Origin of the sequence: Meiothermus sp. Pnk-1, assembly GCF_003226535.1 — a bacterium.
Lineage (GTDB): Bacteria > Deinococcota > Deinococci > Deinococcales > Thermaceae > Allomeiothermus.
The window spans coordinates 1-19,252 of sequence record NZ_QKOB01000005.1 but is presented as its reverse complement, the minus strand read 5'-3'; the positions used below and the strand labels follow the sequence as shown (position 1 = coordinate 19,252).

At 67.8% G+C, this 19,252-nt stretch carries 17 protein-coding genes; 7 read left to right on the top strand and 10 right to left on the bottom strand.

What is annotated here, in order from left to right; genetic code table 11:
* Nucleotides 1-79: 79 nt before the first annotated feature.
* The 10 genes from DNA98_RS08465 to DNA98_RS08420 all read right to left on the bottom strand — a co-directional run bounded on the left by DNA98_RS08465 (nucleotide 80) and on the right by DNA98_RS08420 (nucleotide 9,936).
* Nucleotides 80-1,069, bottom strand: coding sequence for a tagatose 1,6-diphosphate aldolase (locus DNA98_RS08465; RefSeq protein ID WP_110529058.1), 990 nt, complete (start codon nucleotides 1,067-1,069; stop codon nucleotides 80-82).
* On the bottom strand, nucleotides 1,066-1,914 hold the full coding sequence (locus tag DNA98_RS08460; protein ID WP_110529055.1) for a PfkB family carbohydrate kinase: 849 nt from the start codon (nucleotides 1,912-1,914) through the stop codon (nucleotides 1,066-1,068). Before DNA98_RS08460 ends, DNA98_RS08465 begins: the two co-directional genes overlap by 4 nt.
* Nucleotides 1,902-3,224 carry a fucose isomerase gene (locus DNA98_RS08455; RefSeq protein ID WP_110529052.1) on the bottom strand — a complete coding sequence of 441 codons (1,323 nt, stop codon included), beginning with the start codon at nucleotides 3,222-3,224 and terminating at the stop codon, nucleotides 1,902-1,904. Before DNA98_RS08455 ends, DNA98_RS08460 begins: the two co-directional genes overlap by 13 nt.
* A gap of 119 nt (nucleotides 3,225-3,343) precedes the next feature.
* Nucleotides 3,344-4,174 (bottom strand): carbohydrate ABC transporter permease, encoded by an 831-nt coding sequence (locus DNA98_RS08450; RefSeq protein WP_110529049.1) that lies wholly within the window; start codon nucleotides 4,172-4,174, stop codon nucleotides 3,344-3,346.
* A 90-nt stretch (nucleotides 4,175-4,264) separates the two neighbouring features.
* Nucleotides 4,265-5,173: a carbohydrate ABC transporter permease gene (locus tag DNA98_RS08445; protein WP_233493161.1), complete on the bottom strand. Its 909-nt coding sequence runs from the start codon at nucleotides 5,171-5,173 to the stop codon at nucleotides 4,265-4,267.
* Nucleotides 5,174-5,251: 78 nt separating this feature from the next.
* Complete coding sequence (locus tag DNA98_RS08440; RefSeq protein ID WP_110529046.1) at nucleotides 5,252-6,511, bottom strand: ABC transporter substrate-binding protein; 1,260 nt, start codon at nucleotides 6,509-6,511, stop codon at nucleotides 5,252-5,254.
* Entirely contained in the window at nucleotides 6,508-7,503 is a 996-nt protein-coding gene (locus tag DNA98_RS08435; protein ID WP_110529043.1) for an Ldh family oxidoreductase, read from the bottom strand. Before DNA98_RS08435 ends, DNA98_RS08440 begins: the two co-directional genes overlap by 4 nt.
* Complete coding sequence (locus DNA98_RS08430) at nucleotides 7,500-8,426, bottom strand: hydroxyacid dehydrogenase (protein ID WP_110529040.1); 927 nt, start codon at nucleotides 8,424-8,426, stop codon at nucleotides 7,500-7,502. The genes DNA98_RS08435 and DNA98_RS08430 overlap by 4 nt, the downstream gene beginning before the upstream one ends.
* Entirely contained in the window at nucleotides 8,423-9,595 is a 1,173-nt protein-coding gene (locus DNA98_RS08425) for a UxaA family hydrolase (RefSeq protein ID WP_110529037.1), read from the bottom strand. Before DNA98_RS08425 ends, DNA98_RS08430 begins: the two co-directional genes overlap by 4 nt.
* On the bottom strand, nucleotides 9,595-9,936 hold the full coding sequence (locus DNA98_RS08420; protein WP_110529034.1) for a UxaA family hydrolase: 342 nt from the start codon (nucleotides 9,934-9,936) through the stop codon (nucleotides 9,595-9,597). Before DNA98_RS08420 ends, DNA98_RS08425 begins: the two co-directional genes overlap by 1 nt.
* Before the next feature lie 76 nt (nucleotides 9,937-10,012).
* Here DNA98_RS08420 and DNA98_RS08415 point away from each other — a divergent pair, with 76 nt between their 5' ends.
* From DNA98_RS08415 to DNA98_RS08385, 7 genes are all read left to right on the top strand, one after another.
* Nucleotides 10,013-10,669 carry a GntR family transcriptional regulator gene (locus tag DNA98_RS08415; RefSeq protein ID WP_110529030.1) on the top strand — a complete coding sequence of 219 codons (657 nt, stop codon included), beginning with the start codon at nucleotides 10,013-10,015 and terminating at the stop codon, nucleotides 10,667-10,669.
* Nucleotides 10,670-10,787: 118 nt separating this feature from the next.
* Entirely contained in the window at nucleotides 10,788-12,077 is a 1,290-nt protein-coding gene (gene aceA, locus DNA98_RS08410) for an isocitrate lyase (protein ID WP_110529028.1), read from the top strand.
* 69 nt (nucleotides 12,078-12,146) lie between these two features.
* Nucleotides 12,147-14,987, top strand: a complete 2,841-nt coding sequence (locus DNA98_RS08405; RefSeq protein ID WP_110529024.1) for a tetratricopeptide repeat protein — start codon at nucleotides 12,147-12,149, stop codon at nucleotides 14,985-14,987.
* A 117-nt stretch (nucleotides 14,988-15,104) separates the two neighbouring features.
* Nucleotides 15,105-15,860: a Fe-S cluster assembly ATPase SufC gene (gene sufC, locus DNA98_RS08400; RefSeq protein ID WP_110529021.1), complete on the top strand. Its 756-nt coding sequence runs from the start codon at nucleotides 15,105-15,107 to the stop codon at nucleotides 15,858-15,860.
* Nucleotides 15,861-15,964: 104 nt separating this feature from the next.
* Nucleotides 15,965-17,374, top strand: coding sequence for a Fe-S cluster assembly protein SufB (gene sufB, locus DNA98_RS08395; protein ID WP_110529018.1), 1,410 nt, complete (start codon nucleotides 15,965-15,967; stop codon nucleotides 17,372-17,374).
* A complete protein-coding gene (gene sufD, locus DNA98_RS08390; RefSeq protein ID WP_110529508.1) occupies nucleotides 17,374-18,681 on the top strand; it encodes a Fe-S cluster assembly protein SufD in 1,308 nt (435 codons plus the stop codon). Before sufB ends, sufD begins: the two co-directional genes overlap by 1 nt.
* A 63-nt stretch (nucleotides 18,682-18,744) precedes the next feature.
* Entirely contained in the window at nucleotides 18,745-19,050 is a 306-nt protein-coding gene (locus tag DNA98_RS08385; protein WP_110529015.1) for a non-heme iron oxygenase ferredoxin subunit, read from the top strand.
* Nucleotides 19,051-19,252 lie beyond the last annotated feature (202 nt).

Genomic DNA, 19,252 nt, shown 5'->3' with positions numbered 1-19,252 from the left:
AGGGTTTGTTATGCTCTTAACATAGTAAGGTTCCCTTACCTTGGGGTCAAGCCTCCAGAGCCCGCTTCGCTAATGGCGCCTAACCAGCCACTCCGGGCAAAACCCAGTCTGTCTCGGGGTACAGGGGCGGGAGGGTGAGGAGGATTTCGTTGAGCCGGTCGAGGGCTTCGCGGCCCTCCTCCAGCAAGGCCGCACGGGTGGCCTCGAGGTCGGGGTAGCGGCGCAGCGGGTGCTGCCAGATGGCCCGCCCGGCCAAGTAGCCCCGCGCCCCGGCGGCTACCGCGCGCTCGAAGGCCTCGACGAACTGGTCGGTGTTGAGGCCGCCGGAGAGCAGCAGCCAGGGGGCCGGGAGCTTGCTGTATTCGCGCATCTCGGCCTCGAGGTCGTCGAGGCTGTAGCCCTTGCCGCCCCACTCCTTCACCAGGCTGGCCGCGCCGGGGATGGCCAGCTTGTAGAGGTCGATGTGGAAGCCGGGGTCGGCGAAGGCGGCGGCGACCTCGAGCGAGAGGTCGCGCAGCTTGGCGCTGTAGGTGGCCTCGTCCTCGCCGGGAAGGGGGTAGGGCAGCACCTCGAAGATGAACAGCCGGTCGGCCTTCTGGCACTCCTCGCCCACCCTTCGCACCAGCTCGAGCTGGTGCTCGGTGACTTCGGCGGGAGCGTCGGGGCGATGCCAGGCCAAAAGCTTCAGGCCATCGGCGCCCATCTGCACCGCCCGCTCCACGCTCCAGCCCGGAATCACCGCGCTCTTGCGCCAGCCGCCCTCCACGGTCTGGAAGCGGTGGTGCTCGAGGGTCAGCATCAACCCGGTCTCGCGGGGGATGAGGGGCATGGCGGCGGGGAAGGCGTAGTGGGGGTCGATCAGGATGCCGGTGACGCTCTTGGCCAGGGTCTCGGCCAGCAGGCCCTTGAGCGCGGCGACCTCGGCCCCCACGGCTTCTGGGTCTTTGTCGAGCGCCTTGGCCACCAGGTTGAAGAGCGGGGGGCGCTGGTCGATGGCCAGGGTGCCGAAGCGCATCTGGGCGTCGCCGATGCGGGCGTAAGCGCGGGCTTTAGCAGGGGTGGTCTTCATGGTTCACCTCTTCTTGATGACAACAACGCCTCGACCTCAGGCCTCCTGGGGGGTTCCCCGTTTTGCACGTGCAGGGCGGCGACCGCGGCGGCGAAGCGCAAGGCCCCCTCTTCGCCCATCCCCTCGGCCAGGCCCAGGGCAAAGGCGCCGTGGTAGACATCCCCCGCACCCGTCGAGTCCCTGACGGCTACCTTGAAGGCGGGGAGGTGGCCCCCACGGTGGCGTACGCCCTCGGCCCCCAGGGTCACGGCGGCCCAGCCTGGAATGCGCTCCAGCAGGGCCTCTACCCCGCCCATCTGCCGGGCCAGCTCCTCCGAGGCCACCACGTGGCTCGCCAGGGGCACCAGCTCCCAGGCCTCGGGGCGGTCGTGATCGAGGTCGAGCACCACCGGGAGGCCCCGCGCGCGGGCCGCCTCGGCCAGGGCCAGCCCGGCCCGGATCCAGCGGTGGTCGATCAGTACGGCCCCCACGCCCTCCAGCACCTCCTCCGGCCTCCAGTCCGGCTCGGCAGGCAGTTCGGGGCGGTAGGGGAAGATGTAGCGCTCGCCGTCCGGGGCTACCAGCACCGCGCTGACGGGGGTTTCGCGGCCCAGGGTGAAGCGGCTTCGCACCCCCTCGGCGCGCAGGGCGGCCTCGAGGCTCTCCCCCACCGCGTCCGGGCCGCGCCGGGAGAGGAGCAGTGCCTCTCCCCCCAGCCGGGCGACGGCCTGGGCCGCCACCGCCGCCGGCCCGCCGATGGCCTGGCGGAAGCCCCGCACCGGGGTGCGGCTGTGGGTGGGCGGGAAATGCTCGAGGTAGAAACGCTGGTCCAGGCAGGCCCAGCCCAGGGTGATCACCCGCGCCATACCAGCCCATTCTCCTCCGGCTGGGCCGGGAGTACCTCCAAGCCCAGCCAGGCACACATCTCCAGCAAAGCCGCCTGGTGCTCGCCCAGGCCCACCGCCAGGTGGTGGGGGAGGCGGTGGTTGAGCCAGCTCGCGAGGAACTCGCGCGGCCCCTGGGGCGCTCCAGCCCAGCTCGCCGCCACCAGCCAGCTCGAGTCCCCGTCGTAGCCTTTCTCGCCGCTCAAATGGCCCCCGTGCACCACCGCCCGCCGACCCGGCAAGAGCCGCAGGCCGCTGATGGGCCCCGCCTTGAGCGGCATGTCGCGCACCGCGGGCAGGCCCCGGTTGAAGTGGGGGATGAGCCGGGTAGGGCCGCCCGCCCAGGCTTTGGGGGCCTCGCCGCCGTGCCAGAGCATCAGGCCCTTGGCCCCGAAGTGCGAGATGTCGAGCAGGATGGCCGGTTGCCCCGAGACGGCCTGCAGCGCCAGCTGCCCGGCCAGCCCCAGCACGTCGCCTTCGGGGGCGAAGGTGTGGCCCCTATCGGCCAGGCGGGCCATGGCCGAGTAGGCCATCACCCCGAGCCTATCGGGGATCTCGGGCCACTCGCGGATGGCCACCCCGTCGTAGCCCCGCGCCACCTGGGCCAGGGCCAGCTCGAGCCGGAAGGTCTGGCGCAGTTGCTCCGGCGGGTACTCGGCCAGCTCGTCGAAGGTGGCGGCCAGCTCGTCTACGTCGGAATCCCGCACGCCGTCGAGGGCTTCCCACAGCACCTCGAGGCCCGCCCGCTCCACCCGCATCCCCACCTCGGGCAGCGCGTCGAAGGCGAAGAACCCCGGCGCGGGGCCGCCCAGCCACAGCACCCGGCTCTCGCGCAGGGCTTTGGCCCCCCGCAGGGCGGCGAGGGTCAGACCCAGGCGCTCGCGGAACCACCCGTCCTCGGGCGCACCGTAGAACCACTTGGCCGGTTTTTCCAGCAGCGAAACCCCCAGGTTCAGCCCGCAGACCGCGTTCTGTGGCAGCGGACCCGTATCCCACACCTCCGGCAGCGCCCACAGGCCCACCGGCATAGGGAGTTCCAGGAGGGGCAAGAGCACGTCCCCGGTGGCGAAGGTCACGTGCTCGACGAGCAGCAAGTCCAGCCCAGCCGCCTGAGCCGCCCGCGCCGCCGCGGCGGCCTGGGTAGCCTCGGCCACGGGGTCAGATACGTAGGCCAGCGCAAAGCCCAGCTCGGCGCCCAGGCGCTGGAGGGCTTGAGCCGAGGCGCGCTCGAGGCCAAACCGGGCCCCCCGGAACAGGGGCCGCACGATGGGAACCAGTCCAATGCGTAACATAAGATTGCCAAACGCTACACGCCAAACGCCCAGGACAACCCCTCAGGGGTCCAGAGCCACACCCCTTCTTGCGTACGACGTACGACCTGCGTCTCGCGTCTTGCGTTTTGCGTCTTGCCTCACCCCTTGACCCCCCCTTGCGTCAGGCCGCCCACCACCCGCTCCTGGAAGAGGGCGATGACCAGCGCCACCGGCACCAAGGCCACCACCAGCGCCGCCGAGATCAGCGGCCAGGGGAAGACGTATTCGCCCTGGTAGAGCTGGATGCCCACCGGCAGCGTGCGCATGGCCTTGGCCGGTAGCAGCGTGGAGGCCAGCAAAAACTCGTCCCAACTGTTGACGAAGGCCAGGATGGCCGCGGTGAAGACCCCCGGCGCCGAGAGCGGGACCACGATGCGCCACAAAGCGCCCAGGCGGGTGCTGCCGTCCACCATCGCCGCCGCCTCGAGGTCGCGCGGGATCCCGGCGAAGAAGCTCACCAGCGTGAGGGTGGCCACCGGCAGCGAAAGCGCGGCGTGGGGCAGGATCAGGGCCAGGTAGTTGTTGCGCAGGCCCAGCTCGGTGAAGGTCTGGTACAGCGGCACCATCAGCGAGGCCACCGGGAACATCGAGACCCCCACCAAAAGCGAGAGGATCAGGTTGCGCCTCGGCACGTGCAGCCGGGCCAGCGCGTAGGCCGCCAAGCTCGCCACCCCCACACACAGCAGGGTCGAACCCACCGCCACGATCACGCTGTTGAGGAAGTAGCGGCCCAGGGGCTGCTCGCGAAAGGCCTGGAGGTAGTTCTGGAAGGTGGGGTTTTGCGGCCAGTAGGTGATGGGGATGCGCGTGAGTTCGCCCTCGAGCTTCAGCGAGGTGAAGAAGATCCATACCGCCGGGAAGAAGCCGTTGACCACCACGAGGGCCGCGGCGATCCACAGCCACAGGCGCGGGTTCTTGAAGGGGTTCATGCGGCCCCCGATCCGGCCTGAGGCAAAACGCCGATATTTTGAGGGCGTTCGGCATTCGGCGTTTTGCCTTTGGCCTCTTGCGTACGACCCCTACTCATCCGCCCCCCTCACGTAGCGCAGGTAGAGCACGGTGATGGCCATGCTGATCAAAAACAGCAGCACCGCCAGGGCCGAGCCGTAGCCGAAGTTGAGGTTTTCGATGCTGGTCACCCGCACGTACATCGCCAGCGTCTCGGTGGCGTTGCCGGGGCCACCTTTGGTCATGGCGTAGGGGATGTCGAAGGTCTGGAAGGCGGTGATGGTGCGGAAGATCATGGCCACCAGAATGGCCGGGGTCAAAAGCGGCAGGGTCACGCGCCAGAAGCGCTGGAAGGGGCCGGCTCCGTCCACCTCGGCGGCCTCGTAGAGTTCCTTGGGGATGGTCTGCAAACCCGCCAGCAGGAGCAGCGCCACGAAGGAGCTGGTCTTCCAGATGATGGTGAAGCAGATGGCCCAGAAGGCCAGGTCGGGCTTGAACAGCCAGAACTGCCGCTCGCCGCCCAGCCGCACGATGAGGTCGTTGACCACCCCGTACTGGCTGTCGAAGAACCACTGGAAGATCAGGCCCACGAAGACCAGCGGCAGGGCCCAGGGCAACAGCAATCCCAGGCGCACCGGCCACTTCACCCGGAAGGGCAAATTAGCCAGCAAAGCCAGCCCGAGCCCCACCACCAGCGCCCCTGGAACGGTGATCAGCACGATGAGCGCGGTGTTTTTCAGCGCGTTCCAGAAGCGGGCGTCGCGCAGCGCAGCGGTGTAGTTCTCCAGCCCGCTGAAGCTGGCCTCGGGCCCCAAGGTGAGCTGATAGTGAAAAAAGCTGGTGTAGACGAGCCGGAGCACCGGGTACAGGGCGATGAGGCCCAGCAGCAGCCCCGCCGGAAGCAGCAGCCAGAAGGCCAGGGCGCGCTCGCTGAGGTCGCCGAAACTCCTGCGGTGGCGGGGTTGGGGTCGGATCATCATGGCTTCCGTCGTACGTCGTACGTCATACGTCGTACGCTAAACGGCACCATAAGGACATACGAAGTATGACGTATGACATCACCTGTAGATCGCGCGCAAGCCGTCGATGACCTCTTTGGCCGCGGCCTCCGGGGTCTTGGTGCGGGCCAGCACCGCGTTGAGGGCCTTGCGCATCACGTCGGCAATCTCGGTATAGCGGGGATGGACCGGGCGCGCGCGGGCGGCCTGCACCACCGGCAGGGCGTCGGCGAACCAGGGGTTGGCCTTGAGCACGTCGGGGTCTTTGTAGAGGGCGGGGAAGACCGGGAGGTTGGAGGCCTCGATGGCCAGGATCTTGGAGACCTCGGGGCTGCTGAGGAAGCGCACCAGCTTGTAGGCCTGGGCTTTGTTCTTGGAGAAGTCGGAGATGGTCCACTGCCAGCCACCCAAGCAGCTCGCCGAGCGCCCGCCCTCGAACTTGGGCAGCGGCACCACCCCGATCTTGCCCTTGACCTGGCTGTCGGCGTCGTTTTGGAACCTATTCCAGGCGTAGGCGAAGAGGGTGCCGAAGATCCAGCGCCCGGCCTGCATCTCCTGGCGGATGGTGTCCTGGGCTTTCTCGGCCATGTTGGGCGGGGAGACCTTGTACTTGTCCATGAGGTCGAGCCAGAACTGCAGGGCGTCTCTGGCCTGGGCCTCGGTCAGGATGAGGCGGTTGTTGGCGTCGGTCACGTCGCCCCCGGCGGCCCAGATGGGCAGTAGGAAGCTGCACACCGTGCCCTCGGAGATGTTGCCCATGAAGCCGATGCCGTTGAGGTTGGGGTTCTTCTCTCCAGCCAGGATGGTCTGGGCCTGCTTGATGGCCTCGTCCCAGGTGGTGGGGGGCTTGAAGCCGTACTTCTCGAGCAGGTCCTTGCGGTAGTAGAGGAACTGCGCGTCGGCAAAGCTGGGCAGGGCGATGAGCTGGCCGTTTACCACATTGGCCTTGGCGTAGGCCGGGAGGTACTGCTTTAGCAGGTTCTCGCGGGTCACGCCGGGCAAGTACTTGTCGAGGGTGTCCGACCACTTGGCCGCGGCGTACTGGGCCGGCCGGATGACGTCGATGAGGATCACGTCGATCGAGGGGTCGCGCGAGGCCAGCACGGTGGTGAGGTACTGCTGCTGCTGGTCGGAGGTGGCCCCGCCGACCTCGAGCTCTACCCGCACGCCGGGGTTGCGCTGCTGGTAGATGTCCAGAATCTTGCGCATCACGTCGGGGCGCTGCTGCCCCCCGATGAACACGCGCAGCCGCGTGCCCTGCTGGGCCAGGGCAAAGGAAGCCACCAGTACCGCCAACGCGAGCCAAAACAGCTTTTTCATGCCGCTCCTCCTTGTACTTTTAGGCCAAGTTTAGCCAGTTCCGCCTGCAGGGTCTCGCTGAGCTCGAGCCCCTCCCGCCGGGCCTTCTCCCGCAGCGCCGCCCGCCGGGCCCCGGGGATGCGCCCCCCGGCAGCCTCGAGCGCCCCCACCATCCGGGCTACCCGCTCGCGGTACCCCTCGTCAAAAGCCGCCGGGTCGAAGGCCACCAGCAACAGCCCCGGCTTGGCCGCCTGCTCCGGCGGCCCCCAGGGCAGGGGCAGCTCGGGGGAGAGCACCGCCCCCGCCAGCGCCCCGGCCAGCACCTCCACCAGCACCGCCAGGGCCAAGCCCTTGCCGCCACCGATGGGCAGCAAGGAGCCCTCGAGCGCGGCTTTGGCGTCGGTGGTGGGCCGACCCTCCTTGTCCACCGCCCAGCCCTCCGGGATGGGCTCACCCCGCCTGGCCGCGGCCATGACCTTGCCCCGGGCCACCACCGCGACCGAGGTGTCCACCACCACCGGCTCGGGCTCGGCGGGGGCGCCCAGGGCGATGGGGTTGGTGCCCAGCACCGGCCCCGGATGGAGGGCGGGCGGGGTGTTGGCGAAAGCCAGGCCGACCAGGCCGGCCTGGGCCAGCCTCCCCACGTAGGCCGACAAAACCCCCGCGTGCCCCGCATTCCGCACCGCCACGGTCGCACTCCCCTGTTCCTTGGCCAGCTCGGCCAGCGCCCGCACCGCGAAGAGCCCGGCTACCGGACCCGGGGCGCCATCGGCGTGGAGCAGCGCGACCGCGGGGCGGGGGCGCTCGAGCCGCATCGCGGGCCGGGCGTTGAGCCCCCCGGCCCTGAGCTGCTGGGTGTACTGCGGGAGGCGGGAGAGGCCGTGCCCGGCGTTGCCCTCGAGTTCGGCCTCGAGCAACACTTCGGCCATGGCCCCCGCGTGCTCGGCGCTGAGCCCCAGGCCGGCGAAGTGGGCCTGCACGGTTTGCAGAAGCTGGGCGTAGGCGATCTTCATGCTACCCCCAGCGCCCTCAGTACCCCCTCGGCGACCCGTACCCCGACCTGCTCTTGGGCCTCGGCGGTGAGCCCGGCCACGTGGGGGGTGATCCACAGGTTATCCACCCCCCGCAGCACGTGGTGCTCGGGGAGGGGTTCCTCGTCCACCACGTCCAGCACCGCCCCCGCCAGCCTCCCCGAGCGCAGCGCCGCGGCCAGGTCTTCGTTATGCACCAGCTCACCCCTGGCGGTGTTGATGAGGTAAGCCCCCTTGGGCAAAAGGGCCAGGGTCTCGGCGCGGATGAGGTGGCGGGTCTCGGGGGTCAGCGGCGCATGCAGCGAGAGGAACTGGGCCTGCCGCAAGACCTCCTCGAGGGAGGTGAGGGTGATCCCCAGCTCCTCCACCGCGCTCTCCCAGGGCAGGCGCTGGGGGTCGGCGGCCACGACCTTCATGCCGAAGGCCCCAGCCCGCCGCGCCACCCGCAAACCCACCTCGCCCAGCCCGATCAGGCCCAGCGTCTTACCCGAGAGCTCGAAGCCCCCGAAGGCGCTGCGGTTCCAGCCGCCCCCGGCCACATGCGCCGCCGCCCCGGCCAGGTTCCGGGCCAGGTGCAGCATGGCGGCCATCACGTACTCGGCCACCCCCACCGCGTTGATCCCGCGGGCGAAGTAGAGCTTCACTCCCCGGGCCGCCAAGTCCGCCTGGTTGATGTTGTCCAGCCCCACCCCCAGCCGCCCCACGACCCGGAGCTTCGGCCCCGCCGAGAGCAACTCGGCATCGACCTGGGTCTGGTTGCGCACGATGAGGGCCGTTGCCTCGGCCAACCGGGCCTTGAGCGCGTCGCGCTCTTTCCAGAGGTCGGGGTCGTACTGGACCTCGAGGCCGCTCTGCCTGAGGCGCTCGAGGCCGCTTGGAGTAATGAACTCGCAGACGAGGATCATGCGCTCGGGTACAGCTTGGTGAGGACGAACTCCTCGTGGCGCAGCAGCTCGGCCGCGGTCAGGCGGCCGTTCACGGTGCGCTCGAAGACCCCGAAGATGCGCTCGGCAGCCTGGTCCAGGCCGATCTCGCCCACCAGCAGGTCGGGTAGGGGCACGTCGATGTGCTCGCTCATGGTCGAGCAGGTGACGGGGTTGGGCGAGATCTTGATCACCGGGATCAGGGGGTGGCCCACCACGTTGCCCTGGCCCGTGGTGAAGAAGTGCAGCACGCTCCCCGCCGCCGCGCACAGCGTCACGTGCTCGGCCCCCGCCGAGGAGGAGTTCATGAACACCAGGCCCTCTCCCGGCCTCACCGACTCGGCGTAGCCGATGACCCTGCTCACCGGGCGGGAGCCGGTCTTCTGGATGTTGCCCAGCGCCTTCTCCTCGATGGTGGAAAGCCCGCCGCGGATGTTGCCCTCGGTGGGCTGCGAGCCCAAGAGGTCCACGCCTTGGTCCTCGATCATCCGGATGTAGGCGTCGTAGATCTGCTGGAACTTCTTCCTGAGGGCGGGGGTGGCGCAGCGCTCGGCGATGAGGTGCTCGCCGCCGGTGAGCTCGGAGGTCTCCCCGAAGATCACGCTGGCCCCTAAGTCCACCAGCCGGTCCACCACCCGGCCCAGCGCGGGATTGCCCGCCAGGCCCAGCGTGGGGTCGCTCTCCCCGCACTTGATCGAGGTCACCAGCTCCGAGGGGCGGATGGGTTCACGCCGGACCTCGGAGGCCTCCTGCACCAGCCGGTAGGCCGCTCGAGCCGCCAGGTTGATGGTGTTGAGGTCGCCGTGGCGCTCGATGGAGAATACCTCCACCGGCTTGCCGGTGCGGGCGATGTCCTCGGCCACCCGCTCGGTCCACTTGGGCTCGATGCCGATGACCACCGCGCCGTAGACGTTGGGGTTGGCCCCGTGCCCCGAAAGGGTGCGGAAGGTGAGCTCGAGGTCCTCGCCGAACTGTAAGCGCCCATAGGGGTGCGGCAGGGCCACGGTTCCGTTGATCAGCCGGGCCACCCCCAGGGCGGCGGCGTTGGAGAGGTCGTCCACCGGCAGCACCACCACGTGGTTGCGCACCCCCACCGCGCCGTTGGCCCTGCGGTAGCCGCTAAGCGACATGGCGGTAGCGGCTTTGGCCATCACCTACCCCCCTTCTTCTGAGAGGATGCCTTGCCCTTCGCGTCTGGCGTTTTCCCGTAATCCCAGCGCAGCGTGCGGAGGTTGTGGGTGTGCACGTAGCCCCCCTTCTTCACGGCCCGCGTCATGCGTCCGATCTTCTCGCCGTACTCGATGACCACGTGCCCCTCGGGCAGGTCGCGCAGGGCGATCTTGTGGCCCAGGGGGATGGCCTCGAGCACCTTCACCTGGTGGGGTTTACCCCCGTCCAGCGCCTCGATGGTGAGGGTCTCTCCCGGTTTCAGCTCGCTCACCGCTACCGCCACGTCGTCGGTGCTTTTATGCGCCAGAGCTCTGTGCGCCACGTCGGCCTCCTTGGTATACGCAGCGGATTTTATATCTAAAATCTTTTGTCGTCAATCGTGCTACACTGCAATAGAGATGCTGAGCCGCACCACCCTCAACCGCGAAGCCTACAAAGCCCTGCGCCAGGCCATCCTGGGCCGTAAGCTCCCTCCGGGCCGCAAGCTGGTGGTGCGGGTGCTGGCGGAGGAGCTGGGGCTCTCCCCCACCCCCATCAAGGAGGCCCTAGCCGCCCTCGAGCGCGAGGGGTTGGTGGTCGCGGTGCCCCACCGGGGCTATTTCGTGCTGGAACCCACCCTGGAGGACGTGCAAGAGATCTACCGGCTGCGCGAGGTGCTAGAGGGTTTGGCCGCCCGCCTGGCGGTGGAGAACAACGGCAAAGTCCTGCCCAGGAAGCTAGAAAAAGTCCTCCAGCGCCAGCGCAAGGCCGCCGAGCAGGGCGATATCGAGAGCTATGGCGACCTCGACCTGACCTTCCACCGCACCCTCTGGGAAGCGGCGGGCAACAAGCGATTGCTGGCCGTGGCCGAGACCATCGACGGCCAGATCCGCCTGCTCATCAACTCCTCGGCGGTGATCCCCGGACGCCTGCCGCTCTCCCTGGCCGAGCACGAGGCCATCCTCGAGGCCGTCGGCCGCCGCGACGCCGAGGCCGCCGAGGCCGCCATGCGCGCCCACGTGCAGCAGGCCGGGCGGGCGCTGGAACAATTCCTCGGCGCCCGTGAAACGGTGTAATTGACTTTTGGTGTAAAAAAGAAGTCGGTACACCATACAGAGGGTGTCTTGAACTCGAGGCTACACCGAGCTGGGCGCAGCCCATTCCTCCAGACTGGAGGGGTATCAGGAGGAAGCCATGAACCTGACCCCAGAGATGAAGCTGGAAGCTGAGAAGCTGCGCAAGGAGTGGCAGAGCGATCCCCGCTGGCAAGGGATCAAGCGCGACTACACCGCCGAGGACGTGGTGCGGCTGCGGCCTAGCCTCCAGGTCGAGCATACCCTGGCCCGGCGGGGGGCCGAGCGGCTGTGGGAGCTGTTGCACGAGCGGCCCTACGTCAACACCTTCGGGGCCTACACCGGGGCCCAGGCGGTGCAGATGGTCAAGGCCGGCCTCGAGGCCATCTACCTCTCGGGCTGGCAGGTGGCGGCCGACGCCAACCTGGCCGCGCAGACCTATCCCGACCAGTCGCTCTACCCCGCCAACTCGGTGCCGCAGGTGGTGCGGCGCATCAATAACGCCCTGATGCGGGCCGACCAGATCGAGCGGAGCGAGGGCAAGGGCGGGCGCTACTGGTACGCCCCCATCGTGGCCGACGCCGAGGCCGGGTTCGGCGGTCCCTTGAACGCCTTCGAGCTGATGAAGAGCATGATCGAGGCGGGGGCCGCCGGGGTGCACTGGGAGGACCAGCTTTCCAGCGAGAAGAAGTGCGGCCACCTGGGCGGCAAGGTGCTCATCCCCACCTCCCAGCACATCCGCACCCTCCAGGCCGCCCGCCTGGCCGCCGACGTGCTGGGCGTGCCCACCCTGATCATCGCCCGCACCGACGCCGAGGCGGCTACCCTGCTCACCTCTGACGTGGACGAGCGCGACCGGCCCTTCGTGACCGGCGAGCGCACCCCGGAGGGCTTCTACCGGGTGCGCAATGGCCTCGAGCCCTGCATCACCCGGGCTTTGGCCTACGCCCCCTACGCCGACCTGTTGTGGATGGAGACCTCCACCCCCGACCTGGAGGTGGCCCGCAAGTTCGCTGAGGCCGTGCACCGGGAGTTCCCCGGCAAGATGCTGGCCTACAACTGCTCGCCCAGCTTCAACTGGAAGAAAAACCTCGACGACGCGACCATCGCCCGCTTCCAAAGGGAGCTGGGGGCGATGGGCTACAAGTTCCAGTTCATCACCCTGGCCGGCTGGCACAGCCTCAACTACCGCACCTTCGAGCTGGCCAAGGACTACAAAGAGCGCGGCATGAGCGCCTTCGTGGAGTTGCAGCAACTGGAGTTCGCCGCCGAGAAGGATGGCTTCACCGCGGTCAAGCACCAGCGCGAGGTGGGGGCAGGCTACTTCGACGAGGTGCTCTTGGCCATCACCGCCGGCCAGGCCTCCACCGCGGCCCTGGTGGGCTCCACCGAGGAAGCGCAGTTTCATTGAATTCGAGCCCCCTGCACCAGACGCAAGCGGTCGCTTGCGTCTGGTAATTTGTATATAAGTGTACCCATCATGACCCAACCCGCTACACACTGGCTTTTGCACCTCGAGGCCCTGCGCCCGTATCTGTCTGGCCGGGATCATCGGGGGAAAAGGGGGTCCTTGCGCTGGCTCGAGGCGGCCGTCGCGGAGCGCGGGGGTAAGGCCGGAACGGTGCGGAACATCCTGTACAAAGACCTGGGGGCCCCCGAGGAAAAGCTGCGGCTTTTCGAGGTGATCGCGGAGCTATACCAGGAGGCCGGGCTCGAGCCCCCCACCCCGCCCCTCGAGCTGGGGGTGGAGTCGGCGCGGCGGTCGCTGGGGCGGGATAAGCGCCGCATCCTGCGGCTTTTCACCAAGGCCCTACACCAGGGCCACTGCCCCCAGATGGTGGTCGTGGGCGGGGCGGCCACCGGCAAAGGGGTGCTGCTCTCGGCGGTACAGAAAGCCGTGCCCAAGAGCCTGATGGTCAACCTGGGCGGCGAGCTGGCGCAACAGCTATACCCGCTCTCGGAGCGGCTAGGGGTGCAAGACAAGCTCGAGGCCCTGCTGGCGCAGCTCTCCCCCACCCAGCCCTATGCCCTCAAAGCCGCCCTGCAAGGCGAATTGCGCCAGGCCCTGGCGGAGGCCCTCAACCGGCAGGGCCTGCCCCTGCTGCTGCGGGCCGAGGCCGACGGACAGCTTTCCGGGCTACCCCTGCGCAACCTCGAGGGGGAACGGGTGAACCTCTCGGTCTGGCTCGAGCCTTTGCTGAGGGCGCTCTCGGTGCCCTACCTGGCGGCCCTGACCGAGCCGCCACCCACCCTTCCCTACCAGATGCTCTCCCCCCCCACCCGCGAGGAGTCCCGGCGCTTCGTAAAAGACCAGCTCCCCGACCTGCCCGCCGAGCGGGTAGACGCCCTGGTGAACCAGGCGGGGCGCAACTTTGGAGAGCTACAGCGGCTGGTGCTGCTGGAGATCGCGATGGCGGCGGCCCACACCCGCCCGCAGAGCCCCTCCCGGTCCGCCGACCTGAGCCAAGATCCCAAGCTGAGGCCGATCTTGCAAGCCCTGGCGGTGCTCTCGCCAGAAGCCGACCCTGCGGTGCCCATCCCCCTGTTGGAACAAGCGCTGGGGCGGCGGCTCGAACAGCTCTCCCAGGCCGAGCGGGCCCTTTTTCAGCCCGTGGGCGAAGGGCAGGTACGGCCCACGCTGCGCAAGCTACTCCCCACCCACATCCCGGAGAAAGAAGCGCAAAGGCTACACCGGCTGGCGCTGAGGTACTTTTCCGGGGGCAACCTTTTCCGCCAGCTGTACCATGCGCGGGGGGCGAACGAGCTGGAATTTTTGCTCGCGCTCCTGGCCCAGGACCCCTCGCGGCTTTCGCTGCTGCCTGGGCTATGGGCTGAGTCGGCAGGGTGGAACCGAGCCGCCGACCGGCAACGCCGGGGGCCTGGCGGCCCTTCGCTGCGCGAGCGGCTGGCGACCATCCTGGTGCGCTACCGGGCGGTGCTGGGGCAGTACGCCCACCCGGAAGCCCTGGAAGCCCTGGCGCTGCTGACCCAGTCGCCGGACCCCGAGCTGCGGGTATGGGCCAAGGTAAAGTCCGCCGAGGCCCAGATCGACGCAGGAGACTACGCCCGGGCCCTGGAGGAGGCCCCGCCCGAGCATGAGCTACAAGGAGAGGTGGAGGCCGAGGGGCTCTTGGTGCGGGCGGCCCTCGAGCGCTGGCGCGGCGACTATGCCCGGGCCGAAGGGTATGTGCGGCGAGCCTTGGCGCTGCCCACGCCGCCCTTTCTGTCGGACCGGGTACGGCTGTGGCAGGGCCTGGTGGCCAAGGACGCCGGGCGCTTCGAGGAGGCGCTCGAGGCCCTCTCCCAGGTAGGCCACGAACCGCTTCTGGTGGGCCGGGCCCGCTACCAGATGGGCGATTTGCTGATGCGGATCGGGCGCGCCGAAGAGGCCGCCCGCTACATCCGGGAAGCGTTGGAAAACCTGGAGAGCCACCACGCGCCTCGCGAGGAGATCGCCCGGGTGCGGGCCCGGCTGGGCACCGCCCACCGCCGCTTGGGGCAGTACGAGGAGGCCGCGCGGCTCTTGTACCAGGCCATCCAGGAAGCCCCCGATCCCTTCACCCGCACCCGCGCCCAGAGCGAGGCCAGCATCCTGGAATCGGCCCGGGGGCATCCCTGGGAGGCCCTACAACTGGCCGCCCTGGCCGAGCGCTACCTGCGCACCACCGCCGAGCGTCCCAGCGAGGCCCGCTACCGCCACCTGCGCACCCGGCTGCGGCTGGCCACCGCCTACTGGGTCGCCGAGACCAATCATCCCTACCGGCCCCCGTTCCGCGGCGGGGGAAAGGCCCCCCAGGCGCTCGGGCTGTTGGAAACCCTCTGGGCCGAGCTATGCGAGGAGACCCCCAGCAGCGACCGCTATACCGCCCTCCGGCTCGACACCGCGCAGATGCTGGCCCTGCTCAGGCCCGCCGAGGAGGCGCAAGGCCTGCTGCGGCCCTTCCTGGGGCTCAGCGACCCTTACCACCGCACCCAGGCCCGCCTCTCCTACGCTGAGGCCCTCGGCCGGTCCGGGCGGTGGGGTGAGGTGCTGGCGCAGCTACTCCAGATGGACCCCACCCCTCCCCTGCCCGACCCCGGCCTCCTGGCCTGGAGGATCGCCCTCGAGGCCCAAGCCCTGCTGGGGCTGGGCCAGGAGGAGGCCGCCCGACGGCGCACCCTGGAGGCCTGCTCGCTCCCGGAACCTTTCCGCGCCCAGGTTGGGCGGGTGCTGGGGGCGCTGTGGCCGGTCGAAGCCCTCCAGGCCTGGATCGGCACCCTGGCCCCGCTGACCCCTGCGGATGCCCTGGCCCTCTGGCTGACGACCTCTTCGCACCCCTAGAGACGAGGAAAATCCCGACTAAATTACTAGACTTTATGGGATTTCCGGCTATACTCTTACTGGTAATGGGTTGCAATAAGCTACCCATTCACGGTGGCAATATTTCGGAGGGTACGAATGGCGAATCAGCTCGAGATCAGAGATTTATGGGTATCTATCGAAGGCCAGCCGATCTTGAAGGGCGTGAACCTGGTGGTGCCCAGAGGAGAGGTCCACGCCCTGATGGGGCCCAACGGTACCGGCAAGTCCACCTTGGGCAAAGTGATCGCCGGGGATCCCGAGTACAGCGTGGATAAGGGCGAGGTGTTGGTAGACGGGCAGAACATCCTCGAGCTGGAACCCGACGAGCGGGCCAAGCTGGGGCTTTTCCTGGCCTTCCAGTACCCGGTGGAAGTGCCGGGGGTGACCATCGCCAACTTCCTCAGGCTCTGCCTCAACGCCAAGCGCGGCGAGGACGTGAGCGTGAGCGAGTTCTACGCCAAGGTGACCAAAGCCATCCAGACCCTCGAGTGGAGCGAGGACTACCTCACCCGCTACCTCAACGAAGGCTTCTCGGGCGGGGAGAAAAAGCGCGCCGAGATCCTGCAACTGATGGTCCTCGAGCCCACCTACGCCATCCTCGACGAGACCGACTCCGGCCTCGACATCGACGCCCTCAAGGTCGTGGCCAAGGGGGTAAACGCCATGCGGGGTCCCGAGTTCGGCGCGCTGGTCATCACCCACTACCAGCGTCTTTTGAACTATATCGTCCCTGACCGGGTCCACGTGATGATGGATGGCAAGATCGTGATGTCGGGCGACAAAGAGCTGGCCCTGGAGCTCGAGGCCAAGGGCTACGACTGGGTCAAAGAACTCGCCGTCGCCGGGGGCTGACCCGCACGGAGAGACGGCAAGGACTATGAAGCCAGGAGGCGTACCGGGAAAGCTAAGGGCCGCCCCGCTGCGCTTGCCTCCTGGCGCTAACCGGAGGAACCCAAATGTCCGATAACTTCGATGTAGCCACCATAGGCAGCGAATACAAGTACGGCTTCATAGACGAGGTGAAGCCCGTCTTCAAGAGCGAAAAGGGCCTGAGCCGGCGGGTGGTGGAGGCCATCAGCTACCACAAAGGCGAGCCCCAGTGGATGCTCGACTTCCGCCTGAAGGCGCTGGAGATCTTCGAGTCCAAGCCCATGCCCACCTGGGGGGGCGACCTCTCGGGCCTCAACTTCGACGAGATCTACTTTTACGCCAAACCCACCGAGGTCCGCGACGCCAAGAGCTGGGACGAGGTGCCCGAGGAGATCCGGCGCACCTATGAGCGGCTGGGCATCCCCGAGGCCGAGCGCAAGGTGTTGGCCGGGGTGGGGGCGCAGTACGACTCGGAGATGGTCTACCACCAAGTCCGGGAGGAGCTGGCCCGGCTGGGGGTGATCTTCGTCAGCATCGAAGAAGGGCTCAAGCACTACGAAGACCTCTTCCGGGAGTACTTCGCCACGGTAATCCCGCCGGAGGACAACAAATTCGCCGCCCTCAACTCGGCGGTGTGGTCGGGCGGGAGCTTCGTGTACGTGCCCAAGGGGGTGAAGGTGGAGTTGCCCCTCCAGGCTTACTTCCGGGTCAACACCGCCGAGCTGGGCCAGTTTGAGCGCACCCTCATCATCGTGGACGAGGGCGCGGAGATGCACTACATCGAAGGTTGCACCGCCCCCACCTACTCCACCGACTCCTTTCACAGCGGGGTGATTGAGATCGTGGTCAACAAGGGGGCCCGGAGCCGCTACACCACCATCCAGAACTGGTCGCACAACATGTACAACCTGGTTACCCAGCGGGCGATGGTCTACGGGGACGCCTACCACGAGTGGCTGGACGGCAACCTGGGCTCCAAGCTCACCATGAAATACCCCTCCTCGTACCTCATGGAGCCAGGGGCCCGCTCGGAAATCATGAGCATCGCCTTCGCCAACACCGGCCAGCACCAGGACACCGGCGGCAAGCTGATCCTGGCCGCCCCCCACACCAGCGGAACCATCGTCTCGAAGAGCATCTCCAAGGGCGAGGGGCGGGCCAGCTACCGGGGTCTGGTCAAGGTCTACGAGGGGGCCAAGCATGCCCGGGTAAACGTGGAATGCGACGCCCTGCTCATCAACCCCGAGTCCCGCACCGACACCTACCCCTACATCGAGATCGAGGAGGACACCGCCCACGTCGGCCACGAGGCCACGGTCTCCAAGCTCAATGACGAGCAGATCTTCTACCTGCAAAGCCGGGGCCTCAAGGAAGACGAGGCGGCGGCCCTGATCGTGCGGGGCTTTATCGAGCCCATCGCCAAGGAGCTGCCTTTGGAGTACGCCGTGGAACTCAACCGTTTGATCGAACTCGAGATGGAAGGCTCGGTGGGATGATGCAGAGCGTAAGCGAACTCTCCCGTGATCTCGTGCTCGAGGTCTCCCAAAAGCTCAACGAACCTCCGTGGCTCCTGGAAAACCGCCTGGCCGCCTGGGAGGCCTTCGCCAAGCTTCCCTACCCCACCCTCAAGACCGAGGAGTGGCGCTACACCGATATCAGCAAAGTACCCTTCGAGACCCTCGCCCTCGAGCGCCCCAGCGGCCAAAAGCTCAGCCGGGAAGCCCTGCCTGCTGAGATCAAAGCCCGGCTCGAGCAGTCCCAGCTGGCTGGATTTGCGGTGTTCGTGGGCGCGGACTTGGTGTACCTGGAGCTGCCCGAGGAGCTGCGCGCCAAAGGGGTGGTGCTTACCACCCTCGCCGAGGCGCTGAACACCCACGCGGGGCCAATCCGCCAGGCCCTATTCCGCGCCGTGGGCTGGAAGGAAAAGCTAACGGCCTACAATGCCGCGCTCTTCACCCACGGGGCTTTTCTATTCGTGCCGCAGGGGGTGGAGTTCGATACCCCCCTCGGGGTGTTCCACTACCTGGGGGGTGGCCAGCTTTCCATCGGGCGCACCCTGATCGTCGCGGAAGCCAACAGCAAAGCCGTCTACATCGAGGAGTACGTCTCTCCCACCGCGGTTGACCTGGGGGTCAACCTCTCAGTGAGCGAGCTGATCCTGGGGCAGGGGGCCCAGCTGCGGCACGCCCACGTACAGACTTTGGCCCTGGGGTTTTACCACTTCCACCGTACCCGAGCGGTTTTGGAGCGGGATGCTCGGCTCAATGACCTCACCGCCACCTTCGGCGGCACGCTGGCGCGCACGGAGACCCAGTCCGAGCTGGCCGGGCCGGGGGCCGACAGCGAGATGCTGGGCCTGTACTTTGCCCACGGCGAGCAGCACCTCGACCACTACACCCTCCAGCACCACGCCGAACACCACACCAAAAGCGACCTGCTGTACAAGGGGGCGGTAAAGGACCAGGCCCACACCGTCTACTCGGGGCTCATCAAGCTCGAGGAAGCCGCGCAAAAGGCCGACGCTTACCAGTCCAACCGCAACTTGCTGCTCTCGAGCGAGGCGCGGGTGGAGTCCATACCCCAGCTGGAGATCGCCGCCAACGAGGTGCGCTGCACCCACGGCAGCACCACGGCGCCGGTGGACGAGATGCAGCTTTTCTACCTGATGAGCCGGGGGGTGCCCAAGCCTGTCGCCCAGCAGGTGCTGGTGAAGGCCCACCTCTACGATGTGCTGACGCGTATCCCGCTGCTGCCCCTACGCGAGCACATCGAGCGGGTGATCGAGGAAAAGGTGCGGCTTTGATCGCCCAACGCCCCACCCCGGCGGTATGCGTTCTGCGTTCAGCGTCTAGCCTCTAGCCCTCTTATGCCCTGGATTCCCATCGCTCGCATCGAGGAGTTTGAAAACGGGCGCAAGGTAGTCGAGGTAGCTGGGGAAAAAACCCCGATCCTGGTGCTTTTGGCGGGAGAGGAGGTCTTCGCCATCTCGGATATCTGTACCCACGACCGCAACCCGCTCTCAGACGGACCGGTAGAGGGGGAGTACATCAAGTGCACCCGACACGGAGCCCGCTTCAACCTGCGCACCGGCAAGGCCACCCTGCCCGCCCCACGCCCGGTGAAAGCCTATAAGGCCAAGCTCGAGGGGGGGCAGGTCTGGCTCGAGGTCTAACCGCTCGGCCCCCTTGCCCAAGCTGAAGGGGGCCAGGGCATAGCGCTTCCGTCGGGTGGGGGCGGCGGGGCCCGCATATCCGAGTAGGCCTGAGCCTCAAGCCGATATTCCGCACCCCTCCCCTCCGGCCTTAGGATTTTGGGATGCGAGAGGTCCCAGACCTGCAGGTGTACGACCTGGCCCACCTGAGCCTAGTAGCCGG